The organism is Microcoleus sp. S36b_A4, from assembly GCF_036700645.1.
Lineage (GTDB): Bacteria > Cyanobacteriota > Cyanobacteriia > Cyanobacteriales > Microcoleaceae > Microcoleus.
Map to the genome: position 1 here is coordinate 13,018 of NZ_JAUBPI010000018.1, position 23,595 is coordinate 36,612.

Genomic DNA, 23,595 nt, shown 5'->3' on the forward strand with positions numbered 1-23,595 from the left:
TTCTCCGATTTTCCTTCTCTCTGCGCCCTCTGTGTTCTCGGCGGTTAAATCAATAAAAGCTTATTCTACCAATGCCAAACTTACAGATTTCTCAACCTCAAACCGCAGCTCAAAACGTATCATACGATCGCACAGACTGGCAGCGCGGGTACGAATCCCAACCCAACGAATCCGACTACTGGATTGACGACATAGAAGGCGAAATCCCCGCCGACTTGCAAGGCACATTCTTTCGCAACGGGCCCGGATTATTAGAGGTCAACGGCCAACGCATCCACCACCCGTTTGACGGTGACGGGATGGTTTGTGCGATCGCAATATCCGAAGGCCGCGCCCATTTCCGCAACCGATTCGTCCGCACAGAAGGCTATCTCGCCGAACAAGAAGCCGGAAAAATTCTCCACCGAGGCGTTTTCGGCACACAGAAACCAGGGGGTTGGCTAGCCAACATCTTTGATGTCAAAATCAAAAACATTGCCAACACCAACATCATTTATTGGGGCGACAAACTGCTAGCACTTTGGGAAGCCGCACAGCCCTACAGACTCGACCCCCGCACCCTAGAAACACTCGGCTTAGATACTCTAGACGGCATCTTGGAACCCGGTGAAGCCTTCGCCGCCCACCCCAGAATTGAAAAAGGGAAAAATGGCAAAGGAGACAGATTAATCAACTTTTCCGTCAAACCAGGTTTGTCGAGTACAATTACCATTTACGAACTCGACGAAAGCGGCAAACTTTTGCAGCGTCACGCCCATGCAATACCGGGTTTTGCCTTCCTGCACGACATGGTAATTACCCCGAATTACTGCATATTCTTCCAAAATCCCGTCAGCTTCAATCCGCTGCTTTTCGTGTTAGGATTTCGGAGTGCCGCCCAGTGTATTCAATTTTCGCCAAACAAGCCAACGCAAGCAATTTTAATTTCCCGCAACGGCACTGACGAGGTAAAGATATTAGAAACTGAACCTTGTTTTGTCTTCCACCACTGCAACGCATGGGAAGAAGGAGACGAAGTTTTTGTTGACTCAGTTTGTTATGAATCGTTTCCAAATGTAGAAGAGGACGGCGATTTTCGCGAGGTTGATTTTGACAGCGTTCCAGCGGGCGAATTGTGGCGGTTTAAGTTAAATTTGCAAGACAAAACCGTGCAGCATCAAGTTGTTGAAACTCGGTGCTGCGAGTTTCCAACTCTGCATCCCAATAATGTCGGACAACCTTACCGATATCTTTATATCGGTGCTGCTGATGCTCCCACTGGGAATGCTCCTTTGCAAGCTATCCTCAAAATTGATTTTGTGACTGGTGAAAGGCAAATTTGGAGTGCGGCGCCGCGCGGTTTTGCGGGGGAACCGGTGTTTGTTACCCGTCCCGATGCTGTTGCCGAGGATGACGGCTGGCTGCTGGTTTTAATGTATGATGCAGCTAATCATCGATCGACCTTAGTGATTTTAGATGCTCGCGACATCACCAAAGGACCCCTAGCGCGCTTGCATTTAAAACAGCACATTCCCTACGGCTTGCACGGAAGTTTCACGCCAAATGTATTGCTTCCTATCGGTTCGTAGTTCGGCTACTATGGGCGGGCAGAATGCCCACCCCACAAAAAAGAAAATTGAACTCTTGTGGAACAGGCATCTTGCCTGTTCCTAAACAAGTAATTGAGAATGCTCTAATATCTCACTTTTAACCGAATTTAGCTATGAGCCAGGGGTTTACACCCCTGGCTGACTGACTGCGGAGAGTGCGGGAAATACTAACAACAATTTACACAGAAAAATCCATAGTAAATGCAAACAGTCAACAAATTTAATCTAAAAAAAATACTTATTTTAATTTGCAGTCTGGTCGCAATTTTGGCAATCATCTTATCTATTTATTCTCACAATGCTAACGCTCAAGAGCCTTATAATCCCTCTCCAGAAAGCACTGTAGCGTCCAAAGGCTTGGTTGAGGTCAAAATGACATTAATTGCCGTTGATCCCATTAAAAACGAACTAGAAGCCCGCTTGCAGTTTGAACTCAAAGGTATCTATAAAAAAGGGCCAACTTACCCGGCGCAAGACTTGTTAATGACAGTTAACGGCGCAAACGTACAAGATTCGGAAATTACCTTTAAAGAAGGCAAACCGATGATTGTCCCTGCATTGAAGTTTAACTTAGTCAAAGGAAAAATTAACAATTACCCATTTGACAGGCACATTGCTAAAGTAGCTATTTCGATTGACCCGCTGCCTTCAATTGGTAAAAAGTTTGCTCCCTTTGAACTGAATCCCGTGCCGCTGGAATTTAATTTTCATGCCGATGTTCCCGGTTTCGACATCAGCTATAAGCCGATGGAAGAGAATTCATCTATTTTTATTTATATCGATGTTTCTGCAACTCGATCACTGCCGGTGAAATTCTTTGCGTTAGTAATAATTGTGATCATGTGGGTGCTGTCAATTATGGCGCTTTTGCTAGCATTGAAAGTGATGAAATCAGGCAAGTTGCCGGAAGTGGGAATGTTGAGTTGGACTGCTGTCATGCTGTTTGCTTTTCCAGCGATTCGCAACGCTCAACCGGGGGTGCCTCCCGTGGGAACTGCCAGCGATTTCCTTTCCTTTTTTTGGACGGAAATTATAGTTGTGGTGGCGTTGGTGATTATCGGTAGCTGTTGGTTAAAGCGGTATCATCCGCCGATTGAATGATTTTAGATTTTAGATTTTATATGGGAATAATTTACCCCCGATATAAATCAGGGGGCTTGTAGCTTTGATACTTTCACTTAACAGCCAACAGTCAACTGTTAACTACATTCAAAAATTCAATTTTTGACTTCCAAATTCTCAATATCCTTTGCGGGTACGCCCAAACCGCGCAAGATAGTAAAAGCCATAATTCTATATCCCGATTGATTTGGGTGCACTCCATCTGCCGCCAACAAATTCAGAGTCTTGCCCGCGTGCTTTTGATACGTGCCGATAACTTCCCGAAAAGGCGCATTCAAATCAATAAACAAGCACTGATTCTCTAACGCAATTTCTCGCATCGCGGCAACATACTGTTGCAACCTGCGATTTTCTGGGCCGTCGATACTTTCCCCTATCAGAGTAGGAGAAAGCAGTACAAGTCGAATTCCTGCGGCTTTTGCGGCCAGCACCATTTGAGTTATTTTCTCCCGATATTCTGCCACTTGCACTCCTGCGGACCAGTTGCCTTCCGGATAAAACTGATTGTTTGGGAAGTCGAAGAAAGCGTTCCAAACGTCGTTTACTCCGACATTAATCATCACTAAACCTGGCTTTTGATCGATCGCATCTTTCTGGAAGCGCGCTTGCATATCAGTCGATTTGTTACCGCCGATCCCGGCGTTGATGATTTCGATTTTGCGATCGGGATAAAGGGCATTCAGATAGCGTTCCAGCAGCCAAACGTAACCTCCGGGGTATTTCCCCGCCTCGGTGATGCTGTCGCCCACTATCACAATTTTGCGCTTGCCGGTGAGCAAGTTCTGGATTTCTGGTGCCGGCGTTGCTTGGGATACGGATTCTTTAAACACTGGAATTAAGGAGTGAGGAAGGTTGAAGGCGATAACAGCAGCAATTACGGCAATGGCAAGTCGAATTAAAAATTGCCTCAGCCGGGGTTTGGGACGGGGCGATAGCGCATTGGGAGACATTACGCAGATTCCTATTAAAACTCTAACTATTTATGTCTGCAATAATATTATCCATTTCAGGGGTTTTTGTCACTTATTTCAATAACTCAGTCATGGACTAACAAAAACCTGGTTTGGACGCCACATCCTAAGTTATAAGCCTTAAGGCAGAAACCTGGTTGTTGACCCCGCCTGCGTAAGCTATACAGGTGAAATTACTGAGGTTTTTGTTGCCCCGATCAGTCCGTGTAATTGCCATCACAAAAAAGTTCGCCCAATGTCACATGATTTCTGCTACTTACGGCACAACTTTAGCAGGTGTTCGCGGTTTATAATATTATTGATTAGTTCAGGAAACAACTTTTCATGTGAGGTTAAAGCAATGGTAGCAAATTCAAATTTTTTATATCCTCAAAATCGCTATTACGGTGAGGTAAAACCAGAGAATTTGGTATTTAATGCGAATTTACAAGAGTTTTCTCAGCGAGTGGGTTACATCAGTTCCTTGACATCTAACGGTAAAATCTCTGTGGAACAGGCATTTACTCAGATCCAAACACTGTGGGAACAGGTGGAAAAGTCGAAAAAGCAGTTGGGAATTGGCGAAAATCCATTTTCAGCTTGAATAATTAGCGGTTGGCTTGGAAGTTGAGTGACGCGCCATTGATGCCGATCGATTATTCCACAGCTTAAGATGAAAAAGTAGCTAGTGCCGCTCGACCTTTTTGCCTATGAGTTCCGATTTAGTACCCCTCCTTCCCAAAGTATCCGTCGGCCGCCGCGCCGCGGCCCTCTGCATCGACGGAATCGCTGTTTGGCTGCCCAGTTTGCTTCTGGGCAATAATGCGATCGTCCAAACCATATTTTTTGTTTTGCTGTGGCTGATCATGCGCGTAGCCATCGTCAGGAAAAACCAAGGTCAAAGTCTGGGGCGCTGGGCCTTGGACATGAAAATTGCCGATACAAGATTCCAACGGACTCCCGGATTCCAAGAACTGTGCAAGCGCGAAGCCTTACTGGGCTTTTGCGCCGCCTTAGCCTTCGCAGGTATAGCTGGGCTCACATCTACCAACGCTGCCGTCCTGCTGCTGATGCTGCCCCTGGCGATCGACTGTAGCGTTGCCCTCACCTCCGCCGAAAGGTTTCCCCAAGCTTTCCACGATCGCATCGGGGGGACGATGGTCGTCGGAACCCGCCGCGGCTACTCCCTCGACATCAAAGTTAGAAGATTGCTTGACCAAGTGCAGAGCAATGTGAGAAGATAATAAATTGTGTTTAAATTAGTCGAAATTTATTTAGAATTATGGCTAAAGGCGTCCGCATCATAATTACTCTAGAGTGTACTGAGTGCCGTACTAACGTAAGCAAACGCTCAAAAGGCGTGTCTCGGTACACCACCACCAAGAACCGTCGCAACACGACGGCGCGGCTGGAACTCAAAAAGTTCTGCCCCCATTGCAACAGCCACACTGCCCACAAAGAGATCAAGTAGATCAGTTGTCAGTTGTCAGTTGTCAGTTGTTATTGGTCAACAGACAACAGTCAACAGTCAACAGTCAACAGTCAACAAAAAACAGTCAACAAAAAACAAACCATGACTTACTTTCGCCGGCGCGTTTCGCCCATCAAACCAGGAGACCCGATCGACTACAAAGATGTCGATTTGCTCAAAAAATACGTCACAGAACGCGGTAAAATCTTGCCCCGCCGGATTACCGGTTTGACTGCCAAACAGCAGCGAGACCTGACCAGAAGCATCAAAAGAGCAAGAATTGTAGCTTTGATGCCCTTCGTAAACCAAGAAGGTTAACAGGATTTGGGATTTTGGGTTTTAGATTTTGGACTGGGAATAAGGCTTGCGCGAAAACAACGTCTTTCTGTCATTAAGAGTGCAGCAAGAATGCAGCGAAATAATCGCGAAATAGGGTTAAGAGTCGCCGCAGCGCAAGTCTTAATCACAAGTCAAAAGTTAAAAAAGAAGCAAGAAGAAAGAACAACTTTTTAGATTTTAACTTTCACAATTGACCAGAAAAATTGCCAATATCCAAAATCTAAAATCGCAAGCTCGAAACTCGATAAGTGGCTACTGTAAAAATCCAAAATCTCAAATATAAAGCTGGCAAGTGGAGAAGGGAACGTTAGTAGAATTTAGAGTGCACGGCGACCGCCGTCTGGCAGTTGCCGATCGCCCCGACGGCAAGAAAAACTGGGTGGTGGTAGACGAAAACGGTCAACCGCACAGCATACCGCCCAAACAAATCAGCTACGAAGTAGTCGGAGAAACTTACAAACCCTCCGATATTCCCAAATTTCTCAAAGAAGTAGAAGCATACTCAGATCCGTCGAGTTTGGAAGTCGCTTGGGAACTTTTAGTCGGTGACGGAGAAACAGCAGATCCCGAATCCCTGGCAAAGCTGTTATTTTCTGAGAGTAGTGCGGCCCAGTGTTACGCGGCTTACTGTTTGCTATCAACAGACAAACTGTATTTTAAACAAAAGGGCGATCGCTACGAACCGCGACCCGCCGCCCAAGTAGCCGAAATCAAACACCAGCAAGAAGTAGAACAGCAGCGACACCAAGAATCCCAAGGATTTTGGGATCGAGTCAAACAGCGGCTGGCAGGGGAAAATGTAGATTGGGAACACAGCGATCGAACTCGCCTCGACGCCCTAGAACGCTTTGCCCTCCTCGGAGAAGAAGCAACGCACCGCACCCCAGCCTTAGAAACTTTAGCCAGCTTACAACGATCCGAAAACCCTGAAGCAGCATTTGGTCTCCTAGTCGAGCTCGGCCTCTGGAGTACCCACGAAAACCTGTTTTTGCGGCGCAGCCAAATTCCCCTACAATTCTCCGCAAAGGTATTAGAAGTGGCCCAACGCTGCCTAGAAAATCCCCCAACCGACTCCGACACAAATCGTCTCGATTTAACTCACCTCAAGGTTTACACGATCGACGACGAAAGCACCACCGAAATCGACGACGGCCTCAGCTTAGAATTCCTCGAAAACGGCCAGCAGCGGATCTGGATACACATCGCCGATCCCACCCGCTTGCTTTCCCCCGGAGACGAACTCGACCTCGAAGCCAGAAAGCGCACCACTACGGTTTACCTGCCCACGGGAATGATCCCCATGTTTCCCCCAGCTTTGGCAACCGGGCCGATGAGTTTAATTCAAGGCAAAGAGTGCAGCGCGCTCAGCTTCAGCGTCACCTTAGACGAAATCGGCGCGGCTCAAGATTACAGCATCCACATCAGCACCATAAAACCCACCTACCGCTTGACCTACGATGACGTAGATGAAATGCTGGAGTTGGGAATCGAAGCAGAACCGGAAATAGCAGCGATCGCCTCTGCAGCAAAACTGCGCCAAAAATGGCGGGAAGCCCAAGGCGCAATCAGCATTTTCATGCCAGAATCCGTCATCAAAGTCAACGGCGACGACATCAAAATCCACGTCATCGACGACTCCACAGCCCGGATGCTAGTAGCCGAAATGATGATTTTAGCAGGCGAACTAGCCGCCCGCTACGGTCAAACTCACAGCCTGCCCATACCCTACCGCTATCAGCCACAGCCCGAACTCCCTCCCGATGAAGAACTGCTAGCCGTTCCCGCAGGCCCCGCCCGCGCTTGCGCTGTGCGTCGGTGTATGCCCCGCAGCGAAATGGGCCTCACCCCCGGACGCCACGCCGGCTTGGGTTTGGAATTATACACCCAAGTTACTTCCCCGATCCGCCGCTATACCGATTTGCTGACTCACTTCCAAATCAAAGCCCACCTGCGGGGCGAACCCCTACCTTTTACTGCTGAAGAAATACAGGACATTGTGATGTGTCTAGGCACTGCAGTTAAAGAAGCATCCACCGTAGAACGCCAAACAAACCGCTATTGGGGATTGGAATATTTGCGGCGCAACCCCGATGAAGTTTGGGAAGCTTTAATGCTGCGCTGGCTGAGGGAAGACAGCAATCTCGGATTGATTTTATTGGAAGATTTGGGTTTAGAATTGGCAATGCGATTTGGTCGATCGGTCGCCATAGGCGATCGGCTAGAAGTCAAAGTCACCCACTGCGATCCGCGATCGGATGTCATTAACTTCCAAGAAATGATCTTTGAAGCCGCACAATAGGATTTGAGATTTGAGATTTTAGACTGCAAAAATCTGCGTTGAAGGCTGAAACTGAGGATAAATCTCGTTTTTAGTCGAGTTTCCGACCGAAAGCATCCAGGATACAAGCCCCCGGCTTCATTCCTGGAGAAATAAAAAACCTGTATCCGATGAAAATTGCTCCCCGAACTTATCCGTGGGGTCAATTCTAAAATCTAAAATCTAAAATCTAAAATCTAAAATCTAAAATCGATTGACCCCCTCGCATCCCCCTTGTCAAGGACAGGGGGGTAAAAAAGATGATGGTTTCATATCTAGTCCTGTAAAATAATCGTAATTCTGGTCAAGGCGAGTTCACCCCCGATCTGTAATATAAGCCAGAAATCCTCTAAACCCGCCCCGACCAAAATATTGGGGTCGATCGACTGGACATGATATTCAATTCAAGACGGGTAATACTTTTGACGTTAAATTGACACGCTTTGCTATCTCCTCTCTTCCTCCGTGTCCTCTGTGTCCTCTGCGGTTAATAAAAAAACTTCAGCATCATAAAAATTGGAAAATTTTACCGCAGCCTAGTAATCTAAAATTTAAAATTTAAAATCGCAAAATGCCCAATTCAATTAGCCAAGTTCAGCCGCCGCTGGAATTCATACCCCCAGCCTACAACCCGCTAGTGGTGCAAGGTTGTAAGCAAATTTTCCCGTGGTGGCTGCGATTTCGGACGAGTATCAGCCACGTTCAAGCCGAAAACGTCGAAACCCTCGCCGAACTATTCCACCAATTTCAAAATCAGAAAGTTCGCTTCTTGCTAGCCTTCCGCCATCCCAACTCAGACGATCCCTACTGTTTGGGACAACTAATTTGGAAACTCGTTCCAGAGGCAGCGCGCGCCAAAGGCATTCCCCTGCAATTCCCGGTACATTCCCACTTTATCTACGATCGCGGCATTCCCCTGTGGGCCGGTGCAGGAGTCGGCTGGTTGTATTCCCAACTCGGTGGCACTCCGATTGTTCGCGGCAAGATCGATCGTGCCGGATTGCGATCGGCCCGCAATTTATTTGCCAACAGCCAATTCCCGATCGCCGCCGCCCCAGAAGGCGCTACCAACGGTCACAATGAAATAGTTAGCCCCCTCGAACCGGGAATAGCTCAAATGGGCTTCTGGTGCGTTGAAGATTTGCTGAAAGCCGGACGCACTGAAAAAGTTGTAATTGTGCCGATCGGCATTCAATACCGCTATATCAACCCACCTTGGCAACCCCTAGAAAAACTTTTAACTCAATTAGAAATTGATTGCGGACTGCCACCATTAGATCGCACCGAAATCGAAAATTTAAATACTGCAAATTCCGATCCCGAAAACCACAATCACAAATTCCAATATTTGCGCCTGATTCGACTGGGCAGCCATTTGCTAGCAGTAATGGAAGAATTTTACAGCCGTTTTTATCATAAAACTTTACTGCCTGAAACATCTATTTTGACATCATTATCGCTACCAGAAAAAATGGGAAATGATTCGGGCAATGAAGTAATGATAGCTCGACTGAAAGCTTTGTTAGACGTGGGTTTGCAAGTAGCAGAAGAATATTTTAACTTAAAGCCCAAAGGCAGTTTAATAGATCGCTGCCGCCGTCTGGAACAAGCAGGCTGGGAGTATATTTATCGAGAAGATATCAAAGATATTGCAGCACTTTCTCCCTTAGAAAGAGGATTAGCCGATCGCCTCGCTGAAGAAGCAAGTCTTCGGATGTGGCACATGAGACTTGTAGAAAGTTTCGTGTCCGTCACGGGCAGGTACGTCGAAGAACAACTGACAGCAGAACGTTTGGCAGAAACAACTTTACTGCTGTGGGACGTACTGGCTCGCATCAAAGGGGGAAATCCTTTCGGTCGCCCCAAGTTGGGCAAACAGCAAGTACAAATGACCGTGGGCGAACCCATATCAGTGAGCGATCGTTGGGATCGATATCAAACCAGCCGCAGGTTAGCAGTTGCCGAACTCACTCAAGACTTACAATCAGCTTTAGAAGCAATGATTAAATCTTAATTACTCAGATAAACAAGAGCTTCTAGGGAAGAAGGAATATATATGTTTATTCACTACGTTTTTTTTGGTGAATTATAAACAAATTGTTATAGACTTTTGGAAGAGGTCTAATGAACCGCAAACCCTCGCTCGACAATGAACCAATAAAAATTAGCGATGACTAACAAACCTATCGATTTGTCTACTAACTCAATTAAGGTAAAACTGCTAAATAATTTAGCGCAGGAATTGCTCACACCACTCACTTCTGTCCTCGGCATGGCAAGCGTGTTGAAACAAGAAATTTATGGCCCCTTAACGAGCAAGCAAAAAGAATATATTGACGTAATCCAAGACAGCAGCCGCTCTTTGCGATCGCTAGTTGAAGAAATTTTGGAACTGGCAGAACTAGATGATTCTGCTTTCACCTTGAAGCGAACCGCAGTCGATATAGAAACTTTGTGCCAGCAGGTTGTAACAATCCTGTCCTCGGTGGCAAGTAGACGAGAGCAAGAAATTAATTTGTCGATGGGGCCCGGGTCGCGCATCTGGTTGGTAGATAAAGATAAGGTTCAGCAAATGCTGCACCACTTAATTTTTAGCATTATTCAATCTGCTGGGGCAGGCAGCGTGATTCGAGTCCACGTTTCTCGGAAAGAAGACGGTATCAACATCGGAGTTTGGGTTTTTCATCCTTGGTTAGGGGAAAGTTTGCCCCATGCTAAACTCTACACCGACTACTTGTTGAATGCCGGATCTGGTAGCGGTTCGCCATCGAACTCCGAAACCGACTCCCTCGGACTCGAACCGCAATTCCCGACACAGGGTTCGCAGCGCTTAACGCTGGCGTTTTCTGAGTTGGCGGCTTTGGTGGCACAGAATGCAGAGGATAGCGCACCTGTTTTAGCTGGTTACGGGGCGCGGGAACGCTTGGGGCTGCTGCTTTGCTGCCAATTGGTGGAAATTCAAGGCGGTCAACTCTCGATTCAAGGAACCCCGGAATCTGGATATCGCTACGTGCTCTGGCTGCCCTGCACAAATGCTACAGAATTGTTGGAAGGCTAAAGAAGGAAGAAGAAAGTTCGGCAACGGATTTCTAACGGATGTAACGGATGGAAAGAAGAAGGAAGAAGAAACAAGTCATTTGTTAATTAATACTGAGATGTTGCACCATTCTCAATAAGCCTATTAGGCGCGGGCTCGCGTGCCCCACCCACAAGAAATTTATTCTTTGGGGAGCCGACCAGAAAAGTCTTCAGGAAGAATGGCGCAAGATTGGAGTTACTACCAATTGTCCATGCTTTTAGACTCAATTCCCCATTCCCAATTCCCAATAATCAATCTAAAAATGAATTCAGTTTGGCAACAGTTAACTCTGGCAAATTTGCCACTCTCTCAGTGGCAAAGTAGAAGTTATTTATTCAATTTGGCGATCGGCTCTTTACGCAGTTGGCGGCAGAGTAGCTGGCTGATGCAGTGGGCAGAACCCTTGGGTTTTGTTTTGCTGGCCTTGACTTTCGGTTTGGCGCCGTTTGTAAACAATGCCTTGGTGGGGGTGTTGATGGCGGCTAGCGCTGCATTTTGGGTGCTGCTGACTGTTTCGGACGATCGCCCGATCGCCTTGAGGCCGATTCACTTGCTGGTACTGCTGTACTGGGGCATTGCCACCGTCGCAACCGCCATGTCGCCGGTGAAAGTCGCCGCTGCTACTGGTTGGAGCAAGCTAACGCTGTACTTGCTGTTTTTTGCGCTGATGGCGCGGATCTTGCGATCGCCCCGTTGGCGATCGTGGTTAATTGCCGTATTTTTGAACGTCGCTCTAGTTGTCAGTTTCTACGGCGTGCGGCAGTGGATTGATAAAGTGCCGCCACTAGCTACTTGGAACGATCCGACTTCTACTCAAGCCAATGTCACGCGAGTTTACAGCTTTCTGGGAAATCCTAACTTGCTTGGTTCCTATTTACTGCCAGCCATTGCATTGAGCGCCGCCGCACTTTTTGTGTGGAAAGGATGGGGAACAAAAATTTTAGCGCTGACGATGCTGATAGTGAATTGCGCGTGTTTGCGCTACACGGACAGCCGGGGTGCTTGGATTGGTTTTGTGGCTCTACTGGTGGTGTTTTTAGTGCTGCTGTGGTACTGGTACAGCCCTTTGATGCCTCGGTTCTGGCGAACTTGGGCGCTTCCGTTAGGGTTAGGAGGTTTGGCTGGGGCCTTAATTTTGGGAGTGGCTTTAGTTGAGCCTCTGCGCGATCGAGTTTCGAGTATGTTTATCGGTCGAGGTGACAGCAGTAACAATTTTCGGATTAATGTTTGGACGGCGGTGATTGACATGATTCGCGATCGACCCATTCTCGGAATTGGGCCGGGAAACACTGCTTTTAATAAAGTTTATCCGCTTTATATGAGGCCGAAATTCACTGCTTTGAGCGCTTATTCTGTGCTGCTGGAAATTGCGGTGGAAACAGGTTTTATCGGTTTAATGTGTTTCCTGTGGCTGATGACTGTCACCGTCAATCAAGGTTTGTTGCAGATAAAGAATCTGCGGGATGCACAATTTAAACTCTCTAGTTTAGAGGAAGCATCCCAAAATCCCCAATCTAAAATCCAAAATATAAAATCGAATCAGGGGTTTTGGTTGATAGGGGCGATCGCAACTTTAGCCGGCATGATGGCCCACGGTTTTGTCGATACCGTTTGGTACCGACCAGAAGTTAATATGCTGTGGTGGTTGATGGTGGCGATTATTGCTAGTTTTTACAGCAACTCACACCATCAGGAAGATTCAGCTTTGACCGAGGGCGAGTAGATAGAATTGCTGGCGGGGATTTTCTCCCCCCCCGGTGGCAGGGCGGTTTCATTCTCAGGGAAATCATCGTTTTGTAGGGGTAGTGCTACCCCTACTCCCCGTGCCTACCCCCTCCACGGATGATGAAATCGATGTTTCAAATATCGGGCATCTTCACGAGGGTTTGCCCCTAGGTCGAATGAAACAGCCCTGCGCCCGGTGTGGATTCCAGCAATAGCCGATACAGCAATGATTAAGAGTTATACCAGTGCAAAAAAAGAATGCAGCTTTATGCAAGCTGCAAACCATTATCGCCATAAGTTATTTCCAATTCTTCAATTATTAATCTCAAATCTCAAATGCTATAAGGTGCGGACGGGGCACCCTGCATACTACTACATACTACATACCTGTTGCTGTAAAGTGGTGATGGTACACTCTACAAAATTCATTGAAAATAACTCTTATGCTTCGCTATCCGAAGGCATGATGAATCTGGGACACGGATATTTTCCACCATCTCTATCTCTGCACCGCCGCCTCCTCGCTTGATTGGAGTCGAACGGCGTTTCGACTGATTCATTAACTGTAATTTTAAGAGTCGAAGGAGTTGGCAGTGCTGTTGAGGCTTGACTTAGCTTCAGCAGCGTTATAATTGCCAGTATGGTTGATGAAAACAAAACTGTGCGTTTCATTTATTTGTTTTTTCCTCGTTTAATCGTTGACGTGCCATCCCTATCCATATATCCTCATCGAATTCTTGAGAATCCGCATACTTTAGACAAATTTTCCACTGCGGTAGCGCTGCCTTAGTATTTTTCATTTTTTCTAGGACTTGCGCTTTTAAGCAGTAAGTTGCTGGTCCTTCACTATCAAGTTTAATCGCTTCATCCAGATGCTGCAATGCCTCTGAATATCGACCCTGTTCCAGGCGAGCCCATCCCAAGTTTTTGAGTAAAGAATATTTTACTTGATCGTCCTCAGCTAATTTCAAACCTTGCCACAGGAAGTGAACCGCAGCCGGATAGTTTTTTTGATCAACTATATATAATCTAGCCAGGTTGCTGTAAGCAGCAGGCAGACCGAGTTTTGCAGCTTGCAGATATTTTCCTCGGGCGCATTGTAAATCTTGCACCTCTTCGCAAAGCCATCCTAAATTATAAAGAGCTGTTCGGCTTTTTGGATCTACCCAGAGCGCTAACTCATATGCTTGTTGAGTATCAGCGAATCGATTGGCTTTGTAGTTTTCAAAAGCCATATTATTAAAAAAAGATGCCAGTTCCGGCAACCCAATTTGCCAGCCGCCAAAGCCTACAGCTAGCATCAGCAAAAAGGCTCCCAACTTGGAGTTCTGATGCTTTTTTCCTGGCTCTTTCATAGCATTGAAAATGTTAGCTAATGGTGTCATTTTTAGCATTTTTTAACTTGAGAGTTGAGCGATATTTTTTTTCCAGATTTAATTGCCACCCTAATGGCATATAAACGAAATGACTCAGGTTTGAGCCCATTTCTTATAAGAGTTTGTCAGTCCACAGCCGAATGCTTGGGTAATGCTCCCACTACCTAGATGTATTCGAGCATAGGTTAATCATTCCTGAGACTCCACAAGCCATCCGGATATTTTCAGGAAAAAGGAAGCGGGAAGCAGGAAGAAGGTGGAACTGTTCGCCTTGCCTAAGTAATAATACTTAGCTGACGGTCAGTCGATCGACAGTATGCGACAGTATGAGCAGATACAGCGTATTCCAGGTTTATGAAGTGTAGGAACTTACCCTGGGCCATTTCCCTACGGGGATGGAACGAGCTGGGGTGTAGTTCCTCAACTTGGAATCTTCTGTAAGATGGACTGCGGTGAAATAACTCTAATTAAGTTTGTAGTGAGGATAGAAGTCCTCAAAATTCTCAACGGGGTATATCGAACAATTTTATGATGAGTAATTAACCGAACTCGATTTAAAATAATCAATCAATAATCAGCAATCACCAATCATTAATCACTAATGACTGGTGACTAATAAACATCTCCAGAGACTAAATTTCAACCTTCGAGTAGCAAAGGTTTTGGTTTCTTTTTAGGAAAGGTCTAATGACTAATGACTAATGACTAATGACTAATGACTAAAATTGCTTCATCGCTCTTTCCATGTCCCGCTTGTCTTCGCGTTTCTTTAAATCTTCGCGCTTGTCGTACAGTTTTTTCCCTTTACCCAAACCGATATCAAGTTTTACCCAGCCGCCTTTCAAATACATTTTTAACGGCACTAAAGTCAAGCCTTTTTCTTCCACTTTGCCGATTAATTTGCGAATTTCCTGCTTGTGCATCAGCAATTTACGGGTGCGGCGGGGTTCGTGATTAAAATAGTTACTAGCACTTCTCCAAGGCGAAATGTGAACGTTAATTAGCCACAGTTCCCCGTTCCGAACTAAACCATATCCGTCCCGCAAATTGGCTTTTCCTTCCCGAATTGATTTGACTTCGGTTCCCTTTAATTCGATTCCCACTTGGTATGTCTCTATAATTTCATAGAGATGGCGCGCTTGTCGGTTATCGCTAACAATTTTGTATCCTGGGCTTTTTTCGCTCATTTTTACCTCCGCTAAGATTAATTATTATAACGCTAGCTTCTCTGTAGAGAAAATCGAAGCTTGACAAAACTTAAATAATCGGTCTGGACATTACCAATTTGGCTGAGCTAAGATGTCACCAACGTGAATGTCAAGCGGTATCATGCAGCGCACCAATATCACTGATTCTGCAATTCCAGATTCTGTTACTCCTCATCCTGCGGTTAATTTGGTTGGGCTGGCTCCTTTTTTGCTGGCGCTTGCTTGGTTTTGGGCCAATATCTCGGCTGTTAAGTGGCTGTTATCCTCGTTTGTTGAGATACCCACACTATATAAAATAGTAATTGGCTTCCTGATTGTAGCATTAGTAGTGCGATCGAGCGGGAACTGCGTTAGCGCAGCCCACGAAGAGGCTCGCCCGCCGGGATTTTCACCCAATTTCGTTTTGAGGCGATATCCGCTGCTGTTGATGTTGGGTGCGGGTATTTGCTCGATCGCCCTTCAGTACATAATTGATATCAAACAAATTACTGTCCTGCTATTTATCCTCGGAACTTACGGGCTGTGCGGCTTATTGGTGGAGCCGAACTTTTGGCGAAAAAACTTGCCAATAGCGGGATTCCTGGCTTGTATTTTACCATTTAATAGTCAGTTGAATAGCGGCTTAGGTTTGCCAGCGCGAGTGCTTACTGCTCAGGTAGTAGAACAGTTGCTCTCTATGCTGCACGTTGCGGCTATTTCTTCTTACGATATTATCGTTTTGGAAAACGGCATCGCTCAGGTTGACGTGCCTTGTAGCGGCATTAAAACCCTCTTAGTGGGAACGCTATTTTTGCTGGCTGCCACCTGGCTGGAAGGGCGTAAATTGAGTTTAAAATGGCTAGCAATCGGCGCTGCTAATCTGTTCATGTTGGTATGTGCTAACGTTGCGCGGGTTGCCGTGTTAGTCCTGGTCTCAGAAGTGTTTAACCAGCCAAAAATAGCAGAAATTATTCACGTTCCTCTGGGAATTGTCGGTTTAGTATGTGCTTCTTTTGTGACCTGGTTAATGCTGCAACGAGTACCGAAATTTCAGCCCAAAAAAAGCAGCGGTATTTCTGCAAAATCAAACTCAGAAATACTACAGAATCACCCTTTAGCCAAACCCGGAATAATTGCCGCAGTCATAGTTTTGGCAGTCATGGCTCAACTGTCTCATGTAGAAACGTCAAAAATGGCGATCGCACCTTTAAGATTGCCTGAATACATTAAATCAGAGTCGATTCCCCTGAATCCTAGCGAACAAAAATTCTTTGGCAACTATCCAGACACGCAAACACAAAAAATCAGATTTATCGCCGGCAACTTGCGCGGTTCCATGCTCACAGTAGCGAGCACATCCTGGCAAACTTATCACGCCCCCGAGTTGTGTTTTGTAGCGAGCGGAATTCCCGTCAATCGCATAGAAAAAAAACAATTAACTCTTTCAGTAACAGCCCGATGGCTGTCTCTCAAAGACAACCAACTATCTGCTGCATACTGGCTGCAATCGACCCAGAAAACTACCGATAACTTCTTGTCGCGCATCGGCAGCGATATTACCCATAAAAATCATACTTGGGTGCTAGTTTCCATTTTATTTGACAGATCCCTACAAGCAGAAAATAATGATGTAAAAGAGTTTGCTGGTAACGTCTACGATACCGTTAAACAAAGCTTACAAGGAGAAATGAATGAAAATCAAACAGGTATTTGATGGAGTTTTTCAAACAATTTTTTGGGTTTGGAATTTGACATTTTTATCGATTGTTTACTTGGGAATTTTGCCTCTTCTAGGAGTGCCCTTAATTCAGGCGACAATCGATGGCACTATCCCGCTAGAGTTTTCTTTGACGATGGCAGCTACGATCGCAGTACCCACTGTATGTACTGTAATAGGAGCTAGGCGTTTTCGCAAGCAACCCCTACAGCTAATGCGTTGGTTTTACGGCGTAGAAGCACCGCTATTTTTGCTTTGTTTGCTGCGCTTGTTCCTGCTACGAGAACTCACCCCAGCTAGTTCTCAAATCATCGCTACTATTGCTTTGTGCATTGCAGCATTTTCAGTGGAAATGCTGTACGGATATCTGGGTCAAAGAGAAAATGTGCAAAATATTTTCGATTCCCCGAATTCCCATAATCAACAGCCTCGTTTTTTCATGTTAATCGGAGAAAAACGAAGTGCGTGGCTGCAACTAGGATGTCACAGTTTAATGGTAGTAGTTGGCATTTGGGCGGCAACATTACTGCTTTATTACGCTCTACCTGTGGCATTGTATACACTTTATGGATTTTTATTTGTCGTCATTCAATTTTTCAAGTTTACATGGGTTTCACCATTTCTGGAGATGTTTAAATACGGGGCGTGGGCCTCGGCTTTAATTTGGATACCGCTATCATTTATATTGTTTGGTTTAACCTGTAGCTTATTCGTTGTCATGCCTTCGCTGTACGGCTTCCTATACATTCATTCCGGACGGAAAATATGGCAGAGTTTTGCTGCACAATACGGGAAAAATAAAGCGCTAATGGGAAGTTTGGGAGTCATAGCAGCTTGGCTGGCTATTTTCTCGGCTTTGCAGCAGCAGCCACAAGTTGCAGTAATGAAAATGCTGGCGACTCCACCCGCAAATGACACGGTTCGCCAAACTTTACTAGCCAAGTCTGATATGATTCGATCGGGCTTAGTTAACGCTTATTTGTCCCCTTACCGCTACCTGAGCACTGTAGGAGAAAACAACCACATTTATGAGATATACAAAAATATTTGGATTTTCCCTGACGAAGCGGCTCAAACTTTGCAGAACAGCTATAATTTTTTAATGTCGCCGTTTTTGTATCAAGGCTCTAGTGCTGATGTGGAAAAAGCCGAAAAACTCTACGGCGAATTCTTCGATACGGAACTGCAAAAAGGCGACACAGAAGCAGTAAAACACGCAGTACAGTCCACATCAAACCGGGAAGAAGCTAAAGCTGGTTTGCTCAATGTCAATCAAGAAAAAGTATGGTTGCAGTCGCAAGAAGTTACAGTCAAAGAAAACGGCGACTGGGCTGACGTTCAACTCTACGAAGTTTACAAAAATCAAACGCCGAACTTGCAAGAAGTATTCTACTACTTTTCGCTGCCGGAAAGCGCCGCAGTTACAGGAGTTTGGCTGGGAGATACTGGGGATTTAAACAAACGTTTTGTATTTACCGTATCGCCTCGCGGTGCAGCCCAACAAGTCTACAATCAACAGGTGAGAGAAAGAGTAGATCCGGCTTTGCTAGAACAAATTGGTCCCAAGCAATACCGCTTGCGGGCTTTTCCAATCCCGGCAAAACGAGAATTTACCCAAACTGACGGGCCAACGGAAATGCACCTGTGGCTTACTTACAAAGTCATGCGCCAGCCGCAGGGTTGGGCGATGCCTGTTTTGGCTGAAAAACGCAACATTTTTTGGAACCAAAATACTCGCCGCACGATCGCCGAAAAAGAGGTAAAATACAGCGGTAAAGAAGCAAGAGAAACTTGGCTGCCACCCTTTTTGCCCGCAGCCGCACAGCAACCGCTAACAGCGCAGCAGGCGATTCTAGCGGGAGGAAATATCATTTCTGCTAAGCCGCTGGCTGATGCAAATTACTCGCTACCGCAAGGCAAAAAATTTGCAGTTATTCTCGATACTTCCCGCAGCATGGCGGCGGAAAGTAAGGAAGTAAAAGAGACTTTTGAATGGTTGAAAGCTAATGCAGCAGGCAAAAATGGTGTTGATTTGTATATCGCCAGCGCTGCGGGAATGCCACCTAAGTTTGTGGAAGATGTACGCAATTTCGATGCGGCAAAAGTGACATTTTACGGTACAATCCAGCTCAAAGATATGCTGCAACAGTTTGCACAGTTGCGGGGCGATAAAAGTTACGATACAGTATTTTTGGTGAGCGATCGCCATAGTTACGAATTATCGGACGATCGCAAACTTAAACTTTCCATCTCTTCACCCCTATGGACAGTGCATTTGGGAGGTTTGCCCCCCGGCTACGACGACGCAACTTTAAAGGTCATTCAAGATAGCGGTGGCGGAGTTTCTACAGATATGAAAGAGGCGATGCAGCGAGTAGCAACCACAGCAGCTTCGGGCGAATCTACAGTTAGCGTTGTTGACGGCTATGCTTGGAGTTATGCCAAAACCCCGCAGTCGAAAAAAACCGCCAAATCGGCGACAGTTGCAGAGCCGAAAAATGCCGGAAATGAAGGCTTTAAACCGATAGCTGCGCGGCAGTTGATAACTGCACTTAGCAAGCAGAAAAGTTCAAATCAATTGACGCAACTGGATGCAATGCACGCGGTAGCTAAAAATTTCAAAGTGGTGACGCCTTATTCTTCGATGATTGTGTTAGTTAATGACGCGCAAAGGGAGCAATTAAAAGCAGCGGAAGCTAAGAGCGATCGATTTGACAGAGAGGTAGAATCCGGTAAGGAGGAGTTGAGTAAGCCGAATAATCCTCTGAATGTTTCGGGGGTTCCTGAACCGGAAGAATGGTTGCTGTTGGCGGTAGGTGCGATCGGGCTTTTGGTCATTTTCCTCCGTCAGCGGCGCGCGAAAATGGTAGGTTGAAAGTAAATCCGGGTTGGCCACTCCCTCGATGGTTCGGCGGTTGGAACGGCTACTAAAAAAACAAAGTCTGCCTCCGCAGACTAAGAGAGTGAGGGGGTATTTAAACCGGACTTGATATCAAATACTAATCTACAGTCGTCTTGAGACGACTTGAGTTATGAGACAGGGGTTTAAACCCCTGTCGGACTTAAGGACTAACGCATAACTAATCTATGTCTACAAAAACGCGATCGCCCTCAATCTTTACCGGATAAGATTCGAGGGAATCGGCGGGTGCATTCAAACATTTACCGCTATCTAATTTGTACTGATACTTATGAAACGGACAGGTAATGATACCGCTGCTTACCTTACCCATGTCGATCGGATATTCTAAATGAGTGCAAGCATTGCGGTAACAAGTGACATTCACCCCTTGACGATTCAAAATCAGCGAAGTCCCCTCAACTTTTACCTTCAACACACCCCATTCGGGAACTTGATGGACCCCTGTTATCTCTACCCACATATAATCTTTCTCGCTTTAAATAAATGATTGCAAACTAATAGGCGATCGCCCTTGAATGCAGCAAGGGCGATGGGTGAGGTCTCATCCACACCTGATAACCTAATCGTTTTCCTCGCCATTTCCCAGGTACAACCTGACGAATTCATTAGCCGCCTCCCGATTGAAGGTCTGCAACGCTTGCTTAATCGCAAATACCGCCTCGGCAGATGGGTCTCGTTCTTCGCTCACCCAACGGCTAACGTTTGAGCGATCGATTTCCATCTTTGCCGCCAATTGATATTGACTGATATCGTATGCCTCTAATATTTTTTTGAGGGCTTTACCTGCTCTTCCCATGCTCCCGATTGTGTCAGAGAGTCACCCTCCTGTAAACGTTGCTGATTGTCATCTAATGCGCTACACTGCAAGCAGTTGACAATTAGCACCTATTAGATCGAGGAGATAGACCGCAATGACTCAAACACAGCTTTTTGTTTCCACAGATATCAACGACATCCCGACATCGCCGACATCGCAGCCAAATCCTGTGCCTGCTGAACCAGACCGGGAACCTGTGCTGATCCTCGTGATTGGCTCGCAGAAGGGAATCGATAAAATTGTTAGCGCACTTTACTTGCGTCGTTTTGCAGCAGTTCAAGAATGGTCGCAGATTTTACCTGCCCCGACTATCGGCAAGCTCATGCGGAGTTTGATTCGCTATGTTTCTTTAGATTAAATTGGGCAAAAATGCTCTTTTACATCAGACGCAGTGTTCTGCAAAACTGAAGGGGGCGATCGCATTTTAAATTAAGTGCGATCGTTTCTTCCTTCTCAATTTAATTGTAAGGCCGATCAAATACCAGAGTCTGGCTGGTGCGATCGCCTCAATATTTGAAGATCGGTTTCAAACATACTATTCAGCTTTTCCCTACGGATGAATCTGACTCAAAATCACCCTCAACCTGTCATAATCATCCTTCAGCAAAACACTCAAACTCCTCCCTGCTTCCACCAACCAAGATCGATCGCGCATCCGCAACTGATAAATCTCCCGAATCGCCGCCGCAGTCAGCGCATCCACCGGCGCATTAGCCACCCCCAGCAGCGTCCTCAAAAAATCCAACTGCACCGTAAAATCAATCACCTCATCGGGTTCGCAGCGATAAACCGCCTGGTGAATTTGCGGCGGGCGCGGCGGCAAATACTGATAAATTTTACCCCTAGATGGGCCGTGGCCGTTCAACCTTTCCGGCGCAGCCTCATACCCCACAATCGCCACTCGAAACTCGGTTTTGAGCATCGCAAAAATCTGCGGTTGTTCTTCCCGCAACTCTTCCAGCGACAAACCCAAAGCGCGAGCTCTGTGCACGGAGTCGATCGGGCTAGTCGTAGCGTAATAAACCACGCCGTAAATTTGATTTTTCGACTCTTCATCCTCGGCCTTCACCCAACTCCCAAAAGGCGGCATCACGGGAAAGCTTAAGTCTTCCGGTTCCAAACATTGAGCCAAAAACTCCGAAGTTGCCGTCTCGATCACCTCAGCAATGCGATCGGGATGGCGCTCTTTTGTAGCAAATTGGGGTAAAGGTAAACGCATATTATATCGATTCCGGTGCAACCGGAATCATTGTTGACTGTTGACTGTTGACTGTTGACTGTTGACTGTTGACTGTTGACTGTTGACTGTTGACTGTTGACTGTGAGTCAAAAAAATGAAAATTGCGCGAATTATTTGTTGGCAGCTTGATTCTACTTTACGCCCGACGATGAAGCGCGGATTTGATATCATTCCGGCGCAGCCGGAATTGATATTAGTCAGTTGGCAGTTGGTTGTTATTTATTATTATTTGTAAGTGGGTACTAATAAACAATAACTGACAACTGACAACTGACAACTGACAACTGTCAACAACCAACGGACTATTTCGCGCGACCAGCCGTAGCATCGACAAGTTCCAACTGCGACAAGCGGAACGTAATCAGCTTGTCCCAATTCCCGCCTTCAAACAGTACCGCGACCTTTCCGTCGCTAACTCGCTGGACTTGTCCTTGAAAGGCGTAGTAAATCTCACCCTTATCTTTAACTCGAACTGCCGAACCTGGAAAAATCATAATTCTTTGAATGTTAAGTTTGCTGGTTATAGTTTACCTTTTCTCGTTTCTAGTTCCCAAGCAGAGCCTGAGAACTAGGCAAATCTTCCTCAACCGGAAGACGCGAGGCAAAGCCCCGAAACGAGAGTTTGTTAGGCTAAAGCTGCTACGGAAACTTTACCGGCAATGCGGCCCGCGATCGCCCGCAACTCTCTAGCTGAAGCAGAACCCGGTTGCCCCACCACGATCGGCACCCCCGAATCGCCACCTTCCCGCAACGGAATTTCCAGCGGAATGCGGCCTAACAGCGGCACTCCCAACTCAGCAGCAGTCTTTTCCCCGCCACCGGAACCGAAAATATCGTATTGCTTATCGGGCATATCCGGCGGCACAAAATAGCTCATGTTTTCCACAATTCCCAACACGGACACTCCCAACTGCTGGAACATCTTTAACCCCTTGCGAGAGTCCAACAATGCCACAGTCTGTGGCGTGGTCACGATCACGACACCAGCCATCGGCACCGCTTGCGCCATTGTCAACTGCGCGTCTCCAGTACCCGGAGGCATATCGACAATCAAATAGTCTAAATCGCCCCAATTCACCTGATAGAGGAACTGCCGGATGATCCCGTTTAACATCGGGCCGCGCCAAATCACGGGCTGGTCTTTGTCAATTAAAAACGCCATCGACACCAATTTGACGCCGTAATTAAACGCGGGTTCGAGGCTTTCCCCGCTTTTTCCGTCCCTAACCATCACTTTCGCGTCCCCCAGACCCAACATTGTCGGGTCGTTGGGCCCATAGATATCGGCATCCAGCAAACCCACCTTAGCGCCGGTTTGCGCCAGCGCTACTGCCACATTTACCGCCACCGTGCTTTTGCCGACGCCACCTTTGCCACTGGAAATTGCGATAATATTTTTAACGCCTTCAATGCCTTGGCGATCGACCACTCCCTTCTGCTGCGGCGTCTCGGCTGTCACCTCCACCGCCACTTTTTCGACTCCTGGCAACTGTTTGACCGCTTTTTGGCAATCTTCGACAATAAATTCTCGCAGCGGGCAAGCAGGTGTTGTCAGCACCAAGGTGAAACTGACGACACCGCCGTCAATTTTTATGTTACGAATCATGTTCAATTCCACCAAACTCTTTTGTAGTTCGGGGTCTTGCACGGGTCGCAGGATTTCTAAGACTGAACTAACATCGAGTGTATTGGGCATTGTGTTCTCCACCATAGCTCTGCAATTGGGTTAGCGAATTTTCGATC

Annotated in this window: 23 protein-coding genes; 14 read left to right on the top strand and 9 right to left on the bottom strand. The window is 46.5% G+C overall.

What is annotated here, in order from left to right:
* Positions 1-71 precede the first annotated feature (71 nt).
* Both QUA03_RS08110 and QUA03_RS08115 read left to right on the top strand, forming a co-directional pair.
* Positions 72-1,568 (top strand): carotenoid oxygenase family protein, encoded by a 1,497-nt coding sequence (locus tag QUA03_RS08110; RefSeq protein ID WP_333211124.1) that lies wholly within the window; start codon positions 72-74, stop codon positions 1,566-1,568.
* 288 nt (positions 1,569-1,856) lie between these two features.
* Entirely contained in the window at positions 1,857-2,690 is an 834-nt protein-coding gene (locus tag QUA03_RS08115; protein WP_333211126.1) for a DUF4436 family protein, read from the top strand.
* A 116-nt stretch (positions 2,691-2,806) separates the two neighbouring features.
* Here QUA03_RS08115 and QUA03_RS08120 read toward each other — a convergent pair whose 3' ends face one another.
* A complete protein-coding gene (locus QUA03_RS08120; RefSeq protein ID WP_333211128.1) occupies positions 2,807-3,661 on the bottom strand; it encodes an SGNH/GDSL hydrolase family protein in 855 nt (284 codons plus the stop codon).
* A 361-nt stretch (positions 3,662-4,022) separates the two neighbouring features.
* Here QUA03_RS08120 and QUA03_RS08125 point away from each other — a divergent pair, with 361 nt between their 5' ends.
* From QUA03_RS08125 to QUA03_RS08160, 8 genes are all read left to right on the top strand, one after another.
* The gene (locus tag QUA03_RS08125; protein WP_190658612.1) at positions 4,023-4,265 is read left to right on the top strand and encodes a DUF7219 family protein; all 243 of its coding nucleotides are present in this window, start codon (positions 4,023-4,025) and stop codon (positions 4,263-4,265) included.
* Positions 4,266-4,371: 106 nt separating this feature from the next.
* On the top strand, positions 4,372-4,905 hold the full coding sequence (locus QUA03_RS08130; protein ID WP_333211130.1) for an RDD family protein: 534 nt from the start codon (positions 4,372-4,374) through the stop codon (positions 4,903-4,905).
* A gap of 38 nt (positions 4,906-4,943) precedes the next feature.
* Entirely contained in the window at positions 4,944-5,132 is a 189-nt protein-coding gene (gene rpmG, locus QUA03_RS08135) for a 50S ribosomal protein L33 (protein ID WP_006631376.1), read from the top strand.
* A 102-nt stretch (positions 5,133-5,234) separates the two neighbouring features.
* A complete protein-coding gene (gene rpsR / locus QUA03_RS08140) occupies positions 5,235-5,450 on the top strand; it encodes a 30S ribosomal protein S18 (protein WP_006631377.1) in 216 nt (71 codons plus the stop codon).
* A gap of 313 nt (positions 5,451-5,763) precedes the next feature.
* Positions 5,764-7,770 (top strand): ribonuclease R family protein, encoded by a 2,007-nt coding sequence (locus QUA03_RS08145; RefSeq protein WP_333211132.1) that lies wholly within the window; start codon positions 5,764-5,766, stop codon positions 7,768-7,770.
* A gap of 589 nt (positions 7,771-8,359) precedes the next feature.
* Positions 8,360-9,802: a 1-acyl-sn-glycerol-3-phosphate acyltransferase gene (locus QUA03_RS08150; protein WP_333211134.1), complete on the top strand. Its 1,443-nt coding sequence runs from the start codon at positions 8,360-8,362 to the stop codon at positions 9,800-9,802.
* Positions 9,803-9,958: 156 nt separating this feature from the next.
* On the top strand, positions 9,959-10,846 hold the full coding sequence (locus QUA03_RS08155; RefSeq protein WP_333211136.1) for a histidine kinase dimerization/phospho-acceptor domain-containing protein: 888 nt from the start codon (positions 9,959-9,961) through the stop codon (positions 10,844-10,846).
* Between the two features lie 283 nt (positions 10,847-11,129).
* Positions 11,130-12,590, top strand: a complete 1,461-nt coding sequence (locus QUA03_RS08160) for an IctB family putative bicarbonate transporter (RefSeq protein WP_333211138.1) — start codon at positions 11,130-11,132, stop codon at positions 12,588-12,590.
* Between the two features lie 443 nt (positions 12,591-13,033).
* Here the strand turns inward: QUA03_RS08160 and QUA03_RS08165 are convergent, their stop codons facing one another.
* The 3 genes from QUA03_RS08165 to smpB all read right to left on the bottom strand — a co-directional run bounded on the left by QUA03_RS08165 (position 13,034) and on the right by smpB (position 15,155).
* Positions 13,034-13,264 (bottom strand): Osc7112_2153 family protein, encoded by a 231-nt coding sequence (locus QUA03_RS08165; RefSeq protein WP_333211140.1) that lies wholly within the window; start codon positions 13,262-13,264, stop codon positions 13,034-13,036.
* Complete coding sequence (locus tag QUA03_RS08170) at positions 13,261-13,977, bottom strand: tetratricopeptide repeat protein (protein WP_333211142.1); 717 nt, start codon at positions 13,975-13,977, stop codon at positions 13,261-13,263. Before QUA03_RS08170 ends, QUA03_RS08165 begins: the two co-directional genes overlap by 4 nt.
* A gap of 710 nt (positions 13,978-14,687) precedes the next feature.
* Positions 14,688-15,155, bottom strand: coding sequence for an SsrA-binding protein SmpB (gene smpB / locus QUA03_RS08175; RefSeq protein WP_006631384.1), 468 nt, complete (start codon positions 15,153-15,155; stop codon positions 14,688-14,690).
* Positions 15,156-15,282: 127 nt separating this feature from the next.
* Here smpB and xrtO point away from each other — a divergent pair, with 127 nt between their 5' ends.
* Positions 15,283-16,869, top strand: coding sequence for an exosortase O (gene xrtO, locus QUA03_RS08180; RefSeq protein ID WP_333211144.1), 1,587 nt, complete (start codon positions 15,283-15,285; stop codon positions 16,867-16,869).
* Complete coding sequence (locus QUA03_RS08185; RefSeq protein ID WP_333211146.1) at positions 16,847-19,747, top strand: TIGR02921 family PEP-CTERM protein; 2,901 nt, start codon at positions 16,847-16,849, stop codon at positions 19,745-19,747. The genes xrtO and QUA03_RS08185 overlap by 23 nt, the downstream gene beginning before the upstream one ends.
* Positions 19,748-19,952: 205 nt before the next feature.
* On the opposite strand, the gene QUA03_RS08190 is transcribed toward QUA03_RS08185, so the two are convergent.
* Both QUA03_RS08190 and QUA03_RS08195 read right to left on the bottom strand, forming a co-directional pair.
* Entirely contained in the window at positions 19,953-20,255 is a 303-nt protein-coding gene (locus tag QUA03_RS08190; RefSeq protein WP_333211147.1) for a Rieske (2Fe-2S) protein, read from the bottom strand.
* Between the two features lie 99 nt (positions 20,256-20,354).
* Positions 20,355-20,591, bottom strand: coding sequence for a helix-turn-helix transcriptional regulator (locus QUA03_RS08195; protein ID WP_333173917.1), 237 nt, complete (start codon positions 20,589-20,591; stop codon positions 20,355-20,357).
* A gap of 115 nt (positions 20,592-20,706) precedes the next feature.
* Between QUA03_RS08195 and QUA03_RS08200 the strand changes: the two genes are divergently transcribed.
* Positions 20,707-20,970: a peptide ABC transporter substrate-binding protein gene (locus QUA03_RS08200; protein WP_333211149.1), complete on the top strand. Its 264-nt coding sequence runs from the start codon at positions 20,707-20,709 to the stop codon at positions 20,968-20,970.
* Positions 20,971-21,162: 192 nt separating this feature from the next.
* Here QUA03_RS08200 and QUA03_RS08205 read toward each other — a convergent pair whose 3' ends face one another.
* The gene (locus QUA03_RS08205) at positions 21,163-21,831 is read right to left on the bottom strand and encodes an HAS-barrel domain-containing protein (protein ID WP_333173180.1); all 669 of its coding nucleotides are present in this window, start codon (positions 21,829-21,831) and stop codon (positions 21,163-21,165) included.
* A gap of 115 nt (positions 21,832-21,946) precedes the next feature.
* On the opposite strand from QUA03_RS08205, the gene QUA03_RS08210 reads away from it, so the two are divergent.
* On the top strand, positions 21,947-22,087 hold the full coding sequence (locus QUA03_RS08210) for a hypothetical protein (protein ID WP_333211151.1): 141 nt from the start codon (positions 21,947-21,949) through the stop codon (positions 22,085-22,087).
* A 67-nt stretch (positions 22,088-22,154) separates the two neighbouring features.
* Here QUA03_RS08210 and QUA03_RS08215 read toward each other — a convergent pair whose 3' ends face one another.
* Complete coding sequence (locus QUA03_RS08215) at positions 22,155-22,346, bottom strand: NAD(P)H dehydrogenase subunit NdhS (RefSeq protein WP_015175937.1); 192 nt, start codon at positions 22,344-22,346, stop codon at positions 22,155-22,157.
* 131 nt (positions 22,347-22,477) lie between these two features.
* Positions 22,478-23,548: an Mrp/NBP35 family ATP-binding protein gene (locus QUA03_RS08220; protein ID WP_006631390.1), complete on the bottom strand. Its 1,071-nt coding sequence runs from the start codon at positions 23,546-23,548 to the stop codon at positions 22,478-22,480.
* Positions 23,549-23,595: the final 47 nt, after the last annotated feature.

Bases quoted from the DNA above. Each gene is read 5' to 3' on its own strand.
- QUA03_RS08110 (WP_333211124.1), top strand. From the start codon at position 72: ATGCCAAACTTACAGATTTCTCAACCTCAAACCGCAGCTCAAAACGTA.
- QUA03_RS08130 (WP_333211130.1), top strand. From the start codon at position 4,372: ATGAGTTCCGATTTAGTACCCCTCCTTCCCAAAGTATCCGTCGGCCGC.
- QUA03_RS08185 (WP_333211146.1), top strand. From the start codon at position 16,847: ATGAAAATCAAACAGGTATTTGATGGAGTTTTTCAAACAATTTTTTGG.
- QUA03_RS08150 (WP_333211134.1), top strand. From the start codon at position 8,360: ATGCCCAATTCAATTAGCCAAGTTCAGCCGCCGCTGGAATTCATACCC.
- QUA03_RS08120 (WP_333211128.1), bottom strand. From the start codon at position 3,661: ATGTCTCCCAATGCGCTATCGCCCCGTCCCAAACCCCGGCTGAGGCAA.
- xrtO (WP_333211144.1), top strand. From the start codon at position 15,283: ATGTCAAGCGGTATCATGCAGCGCACCAATATCACTGATTCTGCAATT.
- QUA03_RS08170 (WP_333211142.1), bottom strand. From the start codon at position 13,977: ATGACACCATTAGCTAACATTTTCAATGCTATGAAAGAGCCAGGAAAA.
- QUA03_RS08200 (WP_333211149.1), top strand. From the start codon at position 20,707: ATGACTCAAACACAGCTTTTTGTTTCCACAGATATCAACGACATCCCG.
- QUA03_RS08195 (WP_333173917.1), bottom strand. From the start codon at position 20,591: ATGGGAAGAGCAGGTAAAGCCCTCAAAAAAATATTAGAGGCATACGAT.
- QUA03_RS08220 (WP_006631390.1), bottom strand. From the start codon at position 23,548: ATGCCCAATACACTCGATGTTAGTTCAGTCTTAGAAATCCTGCGACCC.
- QUA03_RS08205 (WP_333173180.1), bottom strand. From the start codon at position 21,831: ATGCGTTTACCTTTACCCCAATTTGCTACAAAAGAGCGCCATCCCGAT.
- rpmG (WP_006631376.1), top strand. From the start codon at position 4,944: ATGGCTAAAGGCGTCCGCATCATAATTACTCTAGAGTGTACTGAGTGC.
- QUA03_RS08210 (WP_333211151.1), top strand. From the start codon at position 21,947: ATGAAAATTGCGCGAATTATTTGTTGGCAGCTTGATTCTACTTTACGC.
- QUA03_RS08155 (WP_333211136.1), top strand. From the start codon at position 9,959: ATGACTAACAAACCTATCGATTTGTCTACTAACTCAATTAAGGTAAAA.
- QUA03_RS08190 (WP_333211147.1), bottom strand. From the start codon at position 20,255: ATGTGGGTAGAGATAACAGGGGTCCATCAAGTTCCCGAATGGGGTGTG.
- QUA03_RS08125 (WP_190658612.1), top strand. From the start codon at position 4,023: ATGGTAGCAAATTCAAATTTTTTATATCCTCAAAATCGCTATTACGGT.
- smpB (WP_006631384.1), bottom strand. From the start codon at position 15,155: ATGAGCGAAAAAAGCCCAGGATACAAAATTGTTAGCGATAACCGACAA.
- QUA03_RS08160 (WP_333211138.1), top strand. From the start codon at position 11,130: ATGAATTCAGTTTGGCAACAGTTAACTCTGGCAAATTTGCCACTCTCT.
- rpsR (WP_006631377.1), top strand. From the start codon at position 5,235: ATGACTTACTTTCGCCGGCGCGTTTCGCCCATCAAACCAGGAGACCCG.
- QUA03_RS08215 (WP_015175937.1), bottom strand. From the start codon at position 22,346: ATGATTTTTCCAGGTTCGGCAGTTCGAGTTAAAGATAAGGGTGAGATT.
- QUA03_RS08165 (WP_333211140.1), bottom strand. From the start codon at position 13,264: ATGAAACGCACAGTTTTGTTTTCATCAACCATACTGGCAATTATAACG.